This is a genomic window from Enterobacter sp. 22452 (genome assembly GCF_052045065.1).
GTDB lineage: Bacteria > Pseudomonadota > Gammaproteobacteria > Enterobacterales > Enterobacteriaceae > Enterobacter > Enterobacter mori.
In genome coordinates this window covers 1-14,808 of the sequence record NZ_JBQEOB010000005.1, presented here as the reverse complement: position 1 = coordinate 14,808, position 14,808 = coordinate 1, and the positions used below count along the sequence as shown (strand labels likewise).

Sequence of the window (14,808 nt, the reverse complement as noted above, 5' to 3'; positions counted from 1 at the left end):
GGCTTTGCCGCCACCCGGCTTGTTTTTTAATGGAACAGATTATGACTCAAATCGACCGCCTGCTCGGCATCATGAAACGCCTGCGCGACCCGGAAAACGGCTGCCCGTGGGACAAGGAGCAGACTTTCGCGACCATCGCCCCGTACACCCTCGAAGAAACTTATGAAGTGCTGGACGCCATTTCACGCGAGGATTTTGACGACCTACGCGGCGAGCTGGGCGACCTGTTATTCCAGGTGGTGTTCTATGCGCAGATGGCGCAGGAAGAAGGGCGCTTTAACTTTGACGACATCTGCGCTGCCATCAGCGACAAGCTGGAGCGCCGCCATCCGCATATTTTTGGCGATGCCACCGCAGGCAACAGCGCGGAAGTGCTGGCTCGCTGGGAGCAGATAAAAAGCGCCGAGCGCGCCGAAAAATCCCAGCACTCGGCGCTGGATGATATTCCGCTAAGTCTGCCCGCGCTGATGCGCGCGCATAAAATCCAGAAACGCTGCTCCGCCGTGGGGTTTGACTGGGACTCCCTGGGGCCGGTGCTGGATAAAGTGCATGAAGAGATCGACGAAGTGATGCATGAAGCGCAGCAGGCGGTTGTGGATGAAGCAAAGCTGGAAGAGGAGATGGGCGACCTGCTTTTCGCGACCGTCAATCTTTCGCGCCATTTGGGTGTAAAAGCGGAAACCGCCCTGCAAAAAGCCAACATTAAGTTCGAGCGACGCTTTCGCGAAGTTGAACGGATTGTGGCCTCGCGCGGCCTGGAAATGACCGGAATCGACCTCGAAGCCATGGAAGAAGTCTGGCAGGAAGTAAAACGCCAGGAACATGATCTCTAACGAGATTTTGCGATCAAGCGCAATTTGTGTGATTTTTTAAATGACAAGCGCTTGATTTGCGTCAAAAACATTTACCCAAAAGGGGCTATTTTCTCACTCCTTATGTTTGTCATGGCCTGGAATGGAGACGGAGAATGAAAGTTTGTGGCGCTCGCCGTGTTCGGGTATACTACTTTCCCGTCCTGGTTATTCCATCGTTTCACCCTAACTTCTCAGGTTCAGCATGACAACGAACTATATTTTTGTGACCGGCGGGGTCGTATCCTCTCTGGGTAAAGGCATTGCCGCAGCCTCCCTCGCAGCCATTCTTGAAGCCCGTGGCCTCAATGTGACCATGATGAAACTGGATCCGTACATCAACGTCGATCCGGGCACCATGAGCCCAATCCAACACGGGGAAGTGTTCGTTACTGAAGACGGCGCTGAAACCGATCTGGATCTTGGCCACTACGAGCGTTTCATCCGCACCAAAATGACCCGTCGTAACAACTTCACGACTGGCCGCATCTACTCAGACGTTCTGCGTAAAGAGCGCCGCGGTGACTACCTGGGGGCAACCGTTCAGGTTATCCCACACATCACTAACGCAATCAAAGAACGCATCGTTGCGGGCGGCGAAGGCCACGACGTGGTGCTGGTCGAAATCGGCGGAACTGTGGGTGATATCGAATCCCTGCCATTCCTTGAAGCGATTCGTCAGCTGGCTGTCGATATTGGTCGTGAGCACGCGCTGTTCATGCACCTGACCCTGGTGCCGTACATGGCCGCCGCAGGTGAAGTGAAAACCAAGCCGACTCAGCACTCAGTAAAAGAGCTGCTCTCCATCGGTATTCAGCCAGACATCCTGGTTTGCCGTTCCGATCGCGCCGTTCCGGCGAACGAACGTGCGAAAATTGCATTGTTCTGTAACGTGCCTGAAAAAGCCGTTATTTCAATGAAAGACGTCGATTCCATTTATAAAATCCCGGGCCTGTTGAAATCACAGGGCCTGGACGATTATATTTGTAAACGATTCAGCTTGAACTGTCCGGAAGCTAACCTGTCTGAATGGGAACAGGTTATTTACGAAGAAGCCAATCCGGCTGGTGAAGTGACTATCGGTATGGTCGGCAAGTACATTGAACTGCCGGACGCCTATAAGTCAGTCATCGAAGCGCTGAAGCACGGTGGTCTGAAGAACCGCGTCTCCGTGAACATCAAGCTGATTGATTCGCAGGATGTTGAAACGCGTGGCGTCGAAATTCTGAAAGATCTGGATGCGATTCTCATCCCTGGCGGCTTCGGCTACCGTGGTGTAGAAGGCAAGATCGCCACCGCGCGCTATGCGCGTGAAAACAATATTCCATACCTCGGCATCTGCCTGGGTATGCAGGTTGCGCTGATCGAATTTGCGCGCAACGTAGCGGGAATGGAAAACGCGAACTCTACGGAATTTGTGCCAGACTGTAAGTACCCTGTAGTGGCGCTTATCACTGAATGGCGCGACGAAGAAGGTAACGTCGAAGTCCGTACCGAGAAGAGCGATCTGGGTGGCACTATGCGTCTTGGCGCACAGGCCTGCCAGCTGTCCGACGATAGCGTGGTTCGCAAGCTGTATGGCGAGCCAACCATCACCGAGCGCCATCGTCACCGCTATGAAGTCAACAACATGTTGTTGAAACCGATTGAAGCTGCGGGTCTGCGTGTTGCGGGCCGTTCCGGGGATGATCAGTTAGTCGAGATCATCGAGGTGCCTAACCATCCATGGTTCGTTGCCTGCCAATTCCACCCGGAATTTACTTCTACGCCGCGTGACGGGCATCCGCTGTTTGCAGGCTTCGTGAAGGCCGCCAGCGACTACCAGAAGCGTCAGGCGAAGTAAAAAAAGTTAGAACGGCAACGCGTACCTCTGGTACGCGTTGTTTGTCTGGAGTTTTAGTTTAACTTGTACTGAGGAAAATCTAATGTCCAAAATCGTTAAAGTCATCGGTCGTGAAATCATCGACTCCCGTGGTAACCCGACCGTTGAAGCCGAAGTTCACCTGGAAGGTGGTTTCGTTGGTATGGCTGCTGCTCCATCAGGTGCTTCTACTGGTTCCCGCGAAGCGCTGGAACTGCGCGATGGCGACAAATCCCGCTTCCTGGGCAAAGGCGTACTGAAAGCGGTTGGCGCTGTAAACGGTCCTATTGCTCAGGCAATCCTTGGCAAAGACGCCAAAGACCAGGCTGGCATCGACAAGATCATGATCGATCTGGACGGTACTGAAAACAAATCTAACTTCGGTGCGAACGCAATCCTGGCTGTTTCCCTGGCTAACGCCAAAGCAGCAGCAGCAGCGAAAGGCCAGCCACTGTTCGAGCACATCGCTGAACTGAACGGCACCCCAGGCAAATACTCCATGCCTGTACCAATGATGAACATCATCAACGGTGGTGAGCACGCAGACAACAACGTTGATATTCAGGAATTCATGATTCAGCCAGTTGGCGCGAAATCCCTGAAAGAAGCAGTACGTATGGGTTCTGAAGTGTTCCACAACCTGGCTAAAGTTCTGAAAGCTAAAGGTATGAACACTGCTGTTGGTGACGAAGGTGGCTATGCGCCAAACCTGGGTTCTAACGCAGAAGCTCTGGCTGTAATCGCTGAAGCAGTTAAAGCAGCAGGCTACGAGCTGGGCAAAGACATCACCCTGGCGATGGACTGTGCAGCATCTGAATTCTACAAAGACGGTAAATACGTTCTGGCTGGCGAAGGCAACAAAGCATTCACCTCCGAAGAGTTCACTCACTTCCTGGAAGACCTGACCAAACAGTACCCAATCGTGTCTATCGAAGACGGTCTGGACGAGTCTGACTGGGCTGGCTTCGCATACCAGACCAAAGTACTGGGCGACAAAATCCAGCTGGTTGGTGACGATCTGTTCGTAACCAACACCAAGATCCTGAAAGAAGGCATCGAGAAAGGCATCGTTAACTCCATCCTGATCAAATTCAACCAGATCGGTTCTCTGACCGAAACTCTGGCTGCGATCAAAATGGCGAAAGACGCTGGCTACACCGCTGTTATCTCTCACCGTTCTGGCGAAACTGAAGACGCTACCATTGCCGACCTGGCTGTGGGTACCGCTGCAGGCCAGATCAAAACCGGTTCTATGAGCCGTTCTGACCGTGTTGCTAAATACAACCAGCTGATTCGTATCGAAGAAGCGCTGGGCGAAAAAGCACCATACAACGGTCTGAAAGAGATCAAAGGCCAGGCATAATTGCTTAAGCCTTAAAATGAAAATGCCAGTCGAATGACTGGCATTTTTTTTGGCTATTTAAAATCAACCGCCATTTGCTCCGGAATGGTCAACCCCTGGGTGGTTTGCACGCAGCGGGCGATGTAATCCGTAAACCGGGGTGGCTTCGGCATCCCCATGCTCAGCAGCTTATCGTTGCTGAAGCGCACGTTAAGCGTGGCAAACGCACCGTATAAACGCATGGCTTTCAGCATCAGACGTTCGTTGCACGGACCAAAAATATGTTTCAACTCGCGGCGCATTCTGACCAGCGTTTCGTAGCTGACCTGCGCATATTTATCCCCGACGGGAGCTTTCTCCAGCGCCTGCGCCATAGCCCGATCGATATCCGCAAAGCGAACGCTGTTCTCTTCTCCCGCAGAAATGTGTACCACTTCCCCCGGACGAGCGTTGCTGTTGAGCAGCATTAACATCGCCTCGGCGCAATAATCCACCGGAACAACGTCGATCCGGTCCTCCATTGAGCACATAAACTTCTGCAGCATCAGGCCCATGCTAAAGACCCAGAAAATGCTGCTCGACGGCGTGCAGCCATGACGGGTATGGCCGACAACGATGGACGGACGGGCGATGAGCAGCGGCAGGTTCGGACACTCCTGGCGCATCAGCTGTTCGATGGTTGACTTCGAAAACGTGTATTCCACCAGGTGTTCAGCATTCTCTCTGAATTCCGCGCTTTCAGCGACCAGTGAATCCTGCTCCGGCGTGCATGACATTGCGGTGCCGACGTGGAGGAAACGCTGCAGTCCTGTGACCTGCTCCATACGGCGCGCCAGCGCGAGCGTACCTTCAACATTGACCTTCCAGATCAGCGGGTTATTACCAAATGAGGCGACAGCCGCACAGTTAACGACATGCGTGACGCGATCCAGACGGGGATCGCTCAGAAAGGCTTCAGGCTGGCTGAGGTCGCCAATCAGGATATTATCCACATTCAGGGAGGCCAGTTTGTCCTCAGGCACGTTGAACTTGCGCATATTCTCCAGCACGCGCTCCAGCCCGCTCTGCGGATCGCCAGCACGTGCAAGCAAAAGGAGTTCTTCGGATTGATCGTTGGTCAGGATTTTTTCAAGAACTGCACCACCCAGAAATCCGGTCACGCCTGTAATCAATAACATCTTCATTAATACCGTCTCATTATGATTGATGAGGCGGATTGTAGGTGCGCAAAAGTAAACGGCATTTAAATAATAAATCGTCGAAACCGACAGTATCTTAAGCTTATTTTAAGGAAAGGAAATCGAGTGGATATATTTGACATTAGTGGAAGGGTAAAAATTCACTTTATTAAAATTTAATTTTTAACCTTTTGAATTTAATGTTTTTTGTAGCGTATTCCTCAAATGGAAAACGTGATTAAAAATGTAAGAAATATAATAATTTGTTACACCAAACATTTACCAAATAAATGATTTAAACATCACTTAACTAAAAGCAGATGGCATAAATCGCAGGCTGTTTTATTTAGCCTGCGAAGGGTTTTTTAGAGTAACAAGGGAAGCGTGGCGCTGGCTGTTTGTTGGCTAACGTCGCCGTAATGACCATCCAGCGCAATCATGGACGTGGTCAGCAGCTCGACCAGCAGCATCACCCCAACCTTAGCATTGAGTGCGCCTGCGCTAAGGGGACCCTCTGGTTTGGCGGCAACCAGCTGCATGTCGCTCAGAGACGCCAGCGGGCTGCGGGGCGTATTGCTGAGTGCCAGAACCTTAACGCCGCGCTTGCGGGCAAGTTTCACCACGTGGAGTAAATCCCGCGTTGAACCCGAACTGGAGATGGCCACAACCAGCGTCTCTTTCGAAAGCGTTGTCGCATTCATGGCCGCGCGGTGCATATCGCTAAACAGCTGTGCAGGTTTGCCCAGCCGCAACAGCTTGTAATGCAGATACTCCCCGAGGATCGCGCTGGCCGCGACGCCATAAATTTGCACGGATTGGGCCTGATGCAGCGCCAGCGCCGCCTTTTCAAGCAGCGTGCGGTCGAGGAGTCTGGCGGTATCCTGCAAAGCCTGCACCGACTCATCCACGACGTTATCAATCTCATCCCCCGCCTGACGCACGGGCTGGCCCTGCTGTATATCCAGCGCAAGCGCCATTTTAAATTCGTTATAGCCCTTGCAGCCCAGCGTCCGGCAAAGGCGCGTGACGCTGGCCTCGCTGGTGTGGCTCTCGCGCGCCAGTTCAGTGATCGTCAGGTAGAGCACCCGGGCAGGATCGCTGAGGACAAACTCGCCGAGTTTTTGTTGCGTTGGGCTATACCCGGAAGCCTCCTGGCGGAGCTTCAGCAGCAGATTTTCATGGTCCGACATGCCACGTCCTTAATGTGTTTCGCTGCGACTAGTGTGGCGGAAAGGAGGGGAAAGATGCCAGTCATTTTGAAAAAGTATGATCGGCTTCCTGCTTTTTGATGATAATTTTCACTACATGATATTTATATGGTAAAAATTTTCATCGTTTAATGGGGAGATGAAAAAAATGATGCAAATGTTCAGTGGCGCTTCTTCGGGAGGATGGTTTGAAAAAGCGCAGCGCTTTGGTAAGTCCTTTATGTTGCCCATCGCCGTGTTGCCCGCGGCGGGCCTGCTGCTGGGGATAGGCGGTGCGTTATCGAATCCCAATACGCTGGCGGCTTATCCGTTTTTAGATGTGGGCTGGCTTCAGGCCATTTTCACTATCATGAGCAGCGCCGGTTCAATTGTGTTTGCAAACCTCTCGGTGCTGTTTGCGGTTGGGGTTGCCGTCGGGTTGGCAAAAAGCGATAAGGGCACGGCTGGGCTGGCTGCGTTGCTCGCGTTTCTGGTGATGAATGCCACCATCAACGCGCTGCTGATCCTCACCGGCAAACTGGCGCACGAGAACCCGGGCGCTGTGGGGCAGGGCATGACGCTGGGGATTCAGACGCTGGAGACCGGCGTGTTTGGCGGCGTGGTGATTGGTCTGGTGACCTGCACGCTCCATCATCGGTTTAATAAAATTGCGCTTCCGCAGTTCCTCGGGTTCTTTGGCGGCTCGCGCTTTGTCCCCATTATCAGCTCCCTGGCGGCGATACTCGTCGGCGCGCTCATGACCGTGGTCTGGCCGCATTTCCAGAAATTGATTTTTGGTCTCGGCGGGCTGGTGGATGCCACCGGCTATCTGGGTACCCTGCTGTACGGCTTTATTCTACGCATGCTGGGTCCGTTTGGTTTGCACCACATTTTCTATCTGCCGTTCTGGACCACCGCGCTCGGCGGCAGTGAGATTGTCAACGGTCACCTGGTTGAGGGCACACAGCGGATCTTCTTCGCCCAGCTGGCCGATCCTGCCACGCGTCAGTTTTACGAAGGTACGTCACGTTTCATGTCCGGGCGCTTTATTACGATGATGTTTGGCCTGCTCGGCGCCTGTTTGGCGATGTACCACACGGCAAAACCGGAGAACAAAAAGCGCGTTGCCGGGCTGCTGCTCTCTGCGGCGTTAACCTCGTTCCTGACCGGAATTACCGAGCCCATCGAGTTCTCCTTCCTGTTTATTGCGCCGGTACTCTATGTCATTCATGCGCTGTTTGACGGGCTGGCGTTCATGCTCGCACACATGCTGCATATCACCATCGGGCAAACCTTCTCCGGCGGGTTTATCGACTTCGTGCTGTTCGGCATTTTGCAGGGCGAGGCCAAAACTAACTGGATGTTCGTTCCGCTGGTCGGTGTGCCGTGGTTCTTCCTTTACTACTTCACCTTCCGTTACCTGATTAACCGCTTCGATTTCGCCACGCCGGGCCGTGAAAAGGAGGCAGTGGCTGACGAGGTGACCCTCCCGCAAAGCGAACGCGCTGCGGCGGTGATCGCCGGATTAGGCGGAAAAGAGAATCTGGAAGAGGTGGACTGCTGCGCTACGCGTCTTCGCGTCACGGTGAAGGACGGTAGCAAAGTGAATGACGCAGCGCTGAAAGCCACCGGCGCGCGCGGCGTTATCGTGCGCGGTAACGGTGTTCAGGTCATTTATGGCCCGCACGTCACGATTATCAAAAACGAAGTGGAAGAGATCTTATCGTAATGAAAACTGTACTGGATAACCTGAAGGGAAAACTGGTCGTCTCCTGTCAGGCGCTTGAGAATGAACCGCTGCATAGCCCGTTTATTATGTCGCGGATGGCGCTGGCGGCGGCGCAGGGCGGGGCCGCCGCTATTCGTGCCAACAGCGTGGTAGATATTGAGGCCATTAAGCAGCAGGTATCTTTGCCTGTTATCGGCATCATCAAACGGGATTACCCGGAAAGCGAGGTGTTTATCACCGCCACGATGAAAGAGGTGGATGAGCTGATGACCGTCTCGCCGGAAATCATAGCGCTTGATGCGACGGCGCGGGAGCGCCCCGGTGGGGAATCCCTGGAAACGCTGGTCACGCGCATCCGCTCACGGTATCCCGCGGTACTGCTGATGGCGGATATCGCCTCTGTGGGTGAAGCCGTGACGGCACAGGCGCTTGGCTTTGACTGCGTTGGCACCACGCTTTACGGCTATACGGCGGAAACGGCGGGGCATTCGCTTCCTGAGAATGACTGCGCGTTCCTGAAGGCCGTGCTGGCTGCCGTGACGGTTCCCGTGGTTGCCGAAGGCAATGTGGATACCCCTGAACGCGCGGCCAGATGTCTGGCGCTGGGCGCGCATACGGTCGTCGTCGGCGGCGCGATCACCCGTCCACAGCAAATTACCGAGCGTTTTATGGCGGCGATTGGCTCGCAAAGCACCGATGGAGCATGACCATCCGGCGGGGATCTGCGATACTTATCGTTTATCCCCTTTACTGAGATGACTATGCAGTACCCGATTAACGAGATGTTCCAGACCCTGCAAGGCGAGGGTTACTTTACCGGCGTTCCCGCTATTTTCATTCGTTTACAGGGATGCCCGGTTGGCTGTGCCTGGTGTGATACCAAACATACGTGGGATAAGCTCGCAGATCGGGAAGTGTCGCTGTTTAGCATACTGGCGAAAACCAAAGAGAGCGATAAATGGGGCGCGGGCAGTCCAGAAGATCTGCTGGCCATTATTGGTCGTCAGGGCTGGACGGCGCGCCACGTGGTTATCACCGGCGGTGAACCCTGCATCCACGATCTGACGCCGCTGACCGAGCTGCTCGAAAAGAACGGCTACAGCTGCCAGATTGAAACCAGCGGCACCCATGAAGTGCGCTGTTCACATACGACCTGGGTGACGGTATCGCCAAAAGTGAATATGCGCGGCGGGTATGACGTTCTCTCTCAGGCACTTGAGCGTGCTGATGAGATCAAACATCCGGTAGGTCGTGTGCGTGATATCGAAGCGCTGGATGAACTGCTGGCAACGCTTGCGGATGAAAAGCAGCGCGTCATTGCGCTACAGCCGATCAGCCAGAAAGACGACGCGACGCGCCTGTGCATTGAAACCTGTATTGCGCGTAACTGGCGCCTGTCGATGCAGACGCACAAGTACCTGAATATTGCATAAAAAAAGCCCGGTTGCGCTAGCGCTAACCGGGCCTACGGTTCGAGGCTCTTGTAGGCCGGGCAAGCGTTAGCGCCACCCGGCAAGCATCACTCCCCGCGATACACGCAGCCTGCCGTGCAGGTCTCTTTGATCATCACCGCGCTCAGCAGCGGCACCAGCGGCTTCATCTGATCCCAAATCCATTTTGCCAGCACTTCGCTGGTCGGGTTTTCAAGACCTGGAATATCATTCAGATAGTAGTGATCCAGACGATCGTAGGTCGGCTTAAACGCGGCCTTCAGCTCGGCAAAATCCATGATCCAACCGGTATGCGGATCGACTTCACCGGTGATCTCAAGACGCACCATAAACGAGTGCCCGTGCAGGCGGCCACATTTATGCCCTTCAGGGACATGCGGAAGGTGGTGGGCGGCTTCGAAGGTGAAATCTTTAAACAGTGTGGTGGACATGATCGCTCTCAGTAATGCGGAAAAAACCGCCGCATAGTACCGGAAAGCACAATTTTTAGCATTAACTAAAACGGCTCAATAGGTACTGAACCGCGACATGCCCTTTTTTTGTTAATTTTCGTATTACATTTCAATAGGTTAATTAATCACTTTTACTGTTAAGAACGATAAGTAAAACAGGTTAGTCCATTTGGTTATTTATTATTTCCATCCCTTCTTTAATTGTTATTATCCTCGCCGTTAACCTTATCTTCAGTTTGGATTTATTCGCTTAAAGTCCGCTTGGCTACTGGAACATAACGACGCATGACAACACAGGCCCCACCTTCAAATTTGCTTCCCCTGAACCCGGAGCAACTGGCGCGCCTTCAGGCTGCCACCTCTGATTTTTCTCCCACTCAGCTTGCCTGGGTCTCCGGTTATTTCTGGGGAATGCTCAATCAGCAGCCTGGCGCTGTGGCGGGTGCACCGGCAACGGCCGTTGAAATTCCTGCCATTACGCTCATTTCCGCCTCGCAAACGGGTAACGCCCGCCGCGTGGCCGAAGCGCTGCGTGATGACCTGCTCGCCGCTAAACTGAACGTGAACCTGGTCAACGCCGGGGATTATAAATTTAAACAAATTGCGTCAGAAAAACTGCTGGTGGTTGTGGCCTCAACGCAGGGCGAAGGTGAACCCGCTGAAGAAGCGGTTGCGCTGCACAAGTTCCTGTTCTCGAAAAAAGCGCCGAAGCTGGATGGAACGGCTTTTGCCGTGTTCGGCCTTGGCGATACTTCCTATGAATTCTTCTGCCAGTCCGGTAAAGACTTCGACAGCAAGCTGGCGGAGCTGGGCGCGGAGCGCCTGCTGGACCGCGTTGACGCGGACGTCGAGTACCAGACCGCCGCCGCGGAATGGCGTGCCCGCATTGTTGAGGTGCTGAAAGCGCGCGTGCCGAAAGAGACGTCGGCGCAGGCCGCTTTCACCGCAACGGGTGCCGTCAACGACATTCACACCAGCCCGTACACCAAAGAGGCACCGCTGACGGCAAGCCTGTCGGTGAATCAGAAAATTACCGGCCGCGACTCGGAAAAAGACGTGCGCCATATCGAGATCGATCTCGGCGACTCTGGCCTGCGCTATCAGCCGGGCGATGCGCTGGGCGTCTGGTATCAGAACGATCCGGCGCTGGTGAAAGAGCTGGTTGAGCTGCTGTGGCTGAAGGGTGACGAGCCCGTCACCGTTGACGGCAAAACCCAGCCGCTTTCAGACGCGCTGCAGCGGCATTTCGAGCTGACGGTGAACACCCCGAATATCGTCGAAAATTACGCCACCTTAACGCGCAGCGAATCCTTGCTGCCGCTGGTGGGCGACAAAGCGAAACTGCAGCATTACGCCGCGACGACGCCAATTGTCGATATGGTGCGTTTCTCTCCGGCTCAGCTGGATGCCGATGCGCTGATCGGCCTGCTGCGTCCGCTGACCCCGCGCCTGTACTCCATCGCCTCTTCGCAGGCCGAAGTGGAGAGTGAAGTGCATGTTACCGTCGGCGTGGTGCGCTACGACATCGAAGGCCGCGCCCGCGCGGGTGGGGCATCAAGTTTCCTGGCGGACCGCGTGGAAGAAGAGGGCGAAGTGCGCGTCTTCATTGAGCACAACGACAACTTCCGTCTGCCTGCGAACCCGGAAACGCCGGTCATCATGATTGGCCCGGGCACCGGCATTGCGCCGTTCCGCGCCTTTATGCAGCAGCGCGCGGCAGATGAAGCGCCAGGTAAAAACTGGCTGTTCTTCGGCAACCCGCACTTTACCGAAGATTTCCTCTACCAGGTTGAATGGCAGCGCTATGTTAAAGAAGGCGTACTGACCCGCATCGATCTGGCCTGGTCCCGCGACCAGAAAGAAAAAGTATACGTACAAGACAAACTGCGCGAACAGGGCGCAGAGCTGTGGCGCTGGATCAATGACGGTGCCCACATTTATGTCTGCGGCGACGCCAATCGCATGGCGAAGGACGTTGAGCAGGCACTGCTGGAAGTGATTGCCGAATTCGGCGGTATGGATGCCGAAACGGCGGATGAATTTTTAAGTGAGCTGCGCGTTGAGCGCCGTTATCAGCGAGATGTCTACTAATGAGCGAAAAACATCCTGGCCCACTGGTGGTCGAAGGCAAACTGACTGATGCCGAGCGCATGAAGGTAGAGAGCAACTACCTGCGCGGTACCATTGCCGAAGATTTAAATGACGGTCTGACCGGCGGTTTCAAAGGCGACAACTTCCTGCTGATCCGTTTCCACGGTATGTACCAGCAGGACGACCGCGACATCCGCGCCGAGCGTGCTGAACAGAAGCTGGAGCCGCGTCATGCAATGCTGCTGCGCTGCCGTCTGCCGGGCGGGGTGATCACCACCAAACAGTGGCAGGCGATCGACAAGTTCGCCGGTGAAAACACGATTTACGGCAGCATCCGCCTGACCAACCGTCAGACCTTCCAGTTCCACGGCATTCTGAAGAAGAACGTGAAGCCGGTGCACCAGATGCTGCACTCGGTCGGGCTGGACGCGCTGGCAACCGCCAACGACATGAACCGTAACGTGCTTTGCACCTCGAACCCGTATGAGTCCGAGCTGCACGCCGAAGCCTATGAGTGGGCGAAGAAGATCTCTGAGCACCTGCTGCCGCGCACGCGCGCCTACGCAGAGATTTGGCTCGATCAGGAAAAAGTCGCGACCACGGACGAAGAACCGATCCTTGGCCAGACCTATCTGCCGCGTAAGTTTAAAACTACTGTCGTGATCCCGCCGCAGAACGATATCGACCTGCACGCCAACGACATGAACTTCGTGGCGATTGCCGAAAACGGCAAGCTGATTGGCTTTAACCTGCTGGTGGGCGGCGGCCTGTCCATTGAGCACGGTAACAAGAAAACCTATGCCCGCACCGCGAGCGAGTTCGGCTTCCTGCCGCTGGAGCACACGCTGGCCGTGGCGGAAGCGGTAGTGACCACGCAGCGCGACTGGGGCAACCGTACCGACCGTAAAAACGCGAAAACCAAATACACCCTGGAGCGCGTGGGCGTAGAGACGTTCAAAGAGGAAGTGGAGCGTCGCGCAGGCATCAAGTTTGAGCCGATCCGCCCTTACGAATTTACCGGTCGCGGCGATCGCATTGGCTGGGTGAAAGGTATCGACAATAAATGGCACCTGACGCTGTTTATTGAAAACGGTCGTATTCTGGATTATCCGGGCCGCCCGCTGAAAACCGGTCTGCTGGAAATTGCTAAGATCCATAAAGGTGAGTTCCGCATTACCGCCAACCAGAATCTCATCATTGCCGGCGTGCCGGAGAGCCAGAAGGCTAAAATCGAGAAGCTGGCGCGCGATCATGGGTTGATGAATGCGGTTAAACCGCAGCGTGAAAACTCGATGGCCTGCGTGTCGTTCCCGACCTGCCCGCTGGCGATGGCCGAAGCGGAACGTTTCCTGCCGTCATTTACTGACAAGGTAGAAGCGATTCTGGAAAAACACGGTATTCCGGACGAGCATATCGTGATGCGCGTCACCGGCTGCCCGAACGGCTGCGGTCGTGCAATGCTGGCCGAGCTGGGACTGGTTGGCAAAGCGCCGGGTCGTTACAACGTGCACCTTGGCGGCAATCGTATGGGGACGCGCATTCCGCGTATGTACCGTGAAAATATTACGGAACCGGAAATTCTCGATTCCATCGACGAGCTTGTCGGGCGCTGGGCGAAAGAGCGCGAAGCGGGTGAAGGCTTCGGCGACTTTACGGTGCGTGCGGGCATCATTCGCCCTGTGCTCGATCCCGCACGGGATTTCTGGGAGTAACCCATCCTTTGCCCGGTGGCGCTTCGCTTACCGGGCCTACGGGTTTTGTAGGCCGGGCAAACGCAGTGCCGCCCGGCAAAACAGGCAAACGAGGTTCTTATGTCCGTACTCGATCTAAACGCCCTTAATGACCTGCCAAAAGTCGAACGCATTCTGGCGCTGGCAGAAACCAACGCTCAACTGGAAAAGCTGGACGCCGAAGGGCGCGTGGCGTGGGCGCTGGAAAACCTGCCGGGAGACTATGTGCTGTCGTCGAGCTTTGGTATTCAGGCGGCGGTCAGCCTGCATCTGGTGAATCAGATCAGCCCGGACATTCCGGTGATCCTCACCGATACCGGCTACCTGTTCCCGGAAACCTACCAGTTTATCGATGAGCTCACGGACAAGCTCAAGCTGAACCTGAAAGTCTACCGCGCGACGGAAAGTGCGGCCTGGCAGGAGGCGCGCTACGGCAAGCTGTGGGAGCAGGGCGTTGAGGGCATTGAGAAATACAATGAGATCAACAAAGTCGAGCCGATGAACCGCGCGCTGAAAGAGCTGAAGGCTCAGACCTGGTTTGCGGGTCTGCGCCGCGAGCAGTCGGGAAGCCGCGCTACGCTGCCGGTGCTGGCGGTTCAACGCGGCGTGTTCAAAGTGCTGCCGATCATCGACTGGGATAACCGCACCGTGTATCAGTACCTGCAAAAACACGGGCTGAAGTACCATCCGCTGTGGGACCAGGGCTATCTGTCGGTGGGGGATACCCACACCACGCGCAAATGGGAACCAGGAATGGCGGAAGAAGAGACGCGATTCTTTGGGCTGAAGCGCGAGTGCGGGCTGCACGAAGGGTAAATCCCATTTCCTCCCTCTCCCTGTGGGTGTACGGTCCGGGGACATAGTGAACACTTGTTCGGGGACATGGTAGACACTTACAACTAAGGCATAAGAACCCGTTTATGGAGTCGCTTATGC

Annotated in this window: 12 protein-coding genes; 9 read left to right on the top strand and 3 right to left on the bottom strand. The window is 54.9% G+C overall.

The window, feature by feature from the left end; translation table 11 throughout:
- Positions 1 to 41: 41 nt before the first annotated feature.
- The 3 genes from mazG to eno all read left to right on the top strand — a co-directional run bounded on the left by mazG (position 42) and on the right by eno (position 4,075).
- A complete protein-coding gene (mazG, locus tag ACTJJA_RS15145; RefSeq protein ID WP_108416369.1) occupies positions 42 to 833 on the top strand; it encodes a nucleoside triphosphate pyrophosphohydrolase in 792 nt (263 codons plus the stop codon).
- 223 nt (positions 834 to 1,056) lie between these two features.
- Positions 1,057 to 2,694, top strand: a complete 1,638-nt coding sequence (gene pyrG, locus ACTJJA_RS15140; RefSeq protein ID WP_010434601.1) for a glutamine hydrolyzing CTP synthase — start codon at positions 1,057 to 1,059, stop codon at positions 2,692 to 2,694.
- Between the two features lie 82 nt (positions 2,695 to 2,776).
- Positions 2,777 to 4,075, top strand: a complete 1,299-nt coding sequence (gene eno, locus ACTJJA_RS15135; RefSeq protein ID WP_010434599.1) for a phosphopyruvate hydratase — start codon at positions 2,777 to 2,779, stop codon at positions 4,073 to 4,075.
- A 53-nt stretch (positions 4,076 to 4,128) separates the two neighbouring features.
- On the opposite strand, the gene ACTJJA_RS15130 is transcribed toward eno, so the two are convergent.
- Positions 4,129 to 5,238 carry an SDR family oxidoreductase gene (locus tag ACTJJA_RS15130; protein WP_440668573.1) on the bottom strand — a complete coding sequence of 370 codons (1,110 nt, stop codon included), beginning with the start codon at positions 5,236 to 5,238 and terminating at the stop codon, positions 4,129 to 4,131.
- A 359-nt stretch (positions 5,239 to 5,597) separates the two neighbouring features.
- Positions 5,598 to 6,422, bottom strand: coding sequence for a MurR/RpiR family transcriptional regulator (locus tag ACTJJA_RS15125; protein WP_421510938.1), 825 nt, complete (start codon positions 6,420 to 6,422; stop codon positions 5,598 to 5,600).
- A 166-nt stretch (positions 6,423 to 6,588) separates the two neighbouring features.
- Here ACTJJA_RS15125 and ACTJJA_RS15120 point away from each other — a divergent pair, with 166 nt between their 5' ends.
- Genes ACTJJA_RS15120 through queE form a run of 3 tightly spaced genes read left to right on the top strand, consistent with a single transcriptional unit; the run spans position 6,589 to position 9,581 of the window.
- Entirely contained in the window at positions 6,589 to 8,148 is a 1,560-nt protein-coding gene (locus ACTJJA_RS15120; protein ID WP_100166300.1) for a PTS transporter subunit EIIC, read from the top strand.
- Positions 8,148 to 8,855, top strand: coding sequence for an N-acetylmannosamine-6-phosphate 2-epimerase (locus tag ACTJJA_RS15115; RefSeq protein WP_440668572.1), 708 nt, complete (start codon positions 8,148 to 8,150; stop codon positions 8,853 to 8,855). Before ACTJJA_RS15120 ends, ACTJJA_RS15115 begins: the two co-directional genes overlap by 1 nt.
- A 54-nt stretch (positions 8,856 to 8,909) precedes the next feature.
- A complete protein-coding gene (gene queE, locus ACTJJA_RS15110) occupies positions 8,910 to 9,581 on the top strand; it encodes a 7-carboxy-7-deazaguanine synthase QueE (protein WP_420985606.1) in 672 nt (223 codons plus the stop codon).
- An 86-nt stretch (positions 9,582 to 9,667) separates the two neighbouring features.
- On the opposite strand, the gene queD is transcribed toward queE, so the two are convergent.
- On the bottom strand, positions 9,668 to 10,030 hold the full coding sequence (gene queD / locus ACTJJA_RS15105; protein WP_010434567.1) for a 6-carboxytetrahydropterin synthase QueD: 363 nt from the start codon (positions 10,028 to 10,030) through the stop codon (positions 9,668 to 9,670).
- Between the two features lie 306 nt (positions 10,031 to 10,336).
- Between queD and cysJ the strand changes: the two genes are divergently transcribed.
- The 3 genes from cysJ (at position 10,337) to cysH (ending at position 14,688) form a co-directional block, all read left to right on the top strand.
- A complete protein-coding gene (gene cysJ, locus ACTJJA_RS15100) occupies positions 10,337 to 12,142 on the top strand; it encodes an NADPH-dependent assimilatory sulfite reductase flavoprotein subunit (RefSeq protein WP_440668571.1) in 1,806 nt (601 codons plus the stop codon).
- Positions 12,142 to 13,854 (top strand): assimilatory sulfite reductase (NADPH) hemoprotein subunit, encoded by a 1,713-nt coding sequence (gene cysI, locus ACTJJA_RS15095; RefSeq protein WP_089601195.1) that lies wholly within the window; start codon positions 12,142 to 12,144, stop codon positions 13,852 to 13,854. The genes cysJ and cysI overlap by 1 nt, the downstream gene beginning before the upstream one ends.
- A 99-nt stretch (positions 13,855 to 13,953) precedes the next feature.
- Positions 13,954 to 14,688, top strand: coding sequence for a phosphoadenosine phosphosulfate reductase (gene cysH / locus ACTJJA_RS15090; protein ID WP_010434558.1), 735 nt, complete (start codon positions 13,954 to 13,956; stop codon positions 14,686 to 14,688).
- The last annotated feature ends 120 nt before the right edge of the window (positions 14,689 to 14,808 follow it).

Coding starts and splice junctions, on each gene's coding strand:
- ACTJJA_RS15120 (WP_100166300.1), top strand. CDS start 6,589: ATGATGCAAATGTTCAGTGGCGCTTCTTCGGGAGGATGGTTTGAAAAA.
- cysJ (WP_440668571.1), top strand. CDS start 10,337: ATGACAACACAGGCCCCACCTTCAAATTTGCTTCCCCTGAACCCGGAG.
- cysI (WP_089601195.1), top strand. CDS start 12,142: ATGAGCGAAAAACATCCTGGCCCACTGGTGGTCGAAGGCAAACTGACT.
- queD (WP_010434567.1), bottom strand. CDS start 10,030: ATGTCCACCACACTGTTTAAAGATTTCACCTTCGAAGCCGCCCACCAC.
- pyrG (WP_010434601.1), top strand. CDS start 1,057: ATGACAACGAACTATATTTTTGTGACCGGCGGGGTCGTATCCTCTCTG.
- cysH (WP_010434558.1), top strand. CDS start 13,954: ATGTCCGTACTCGATCTAAACGCCCTTAATGACCTGCCAAAAGTCGAA.
- mazG (WP_108416369.1), top strand. CDS start 42: ATGACTCAAATCGACCGCCTGCTCGGCATCATGAAACGCCTGCGCGAC.
- ACTJJA_RS15130 (WP_440668573.1), bottom strand. CDS start 5,238: ATGAAGATGTTATTGATTACAGGCGTGACCGGATTTCTGGGTGGTGCA.
- ACTJJA_RS15125 (WP_421510938.1), bottom strand. CDS start 6,422: ATGTCGGACCATGAAAATCTGCTGCTGAAGCTCCGCCAGGAGGCTTCC.
- queE (WP_420985606.1), top strand. CDS start 8,910: ATGCAGTACCCGATTAACGAGATGTTCCAGACCCTGCAAGGCGAGGGT.
- eno (WP_010434599.1), top strand. CDS start 2,777: ATGTCCAAAATCGTTAAAGTCATCGGTCGTGAAATCATCGACTCCCGT.
- ACTJJA_RS15115 (WP_440668572.1), top strand. CDS start 8,148: ATGAAAACTGTACTGGATAACCTGAAGGGAAAACTGGTCGTCTCCTGT.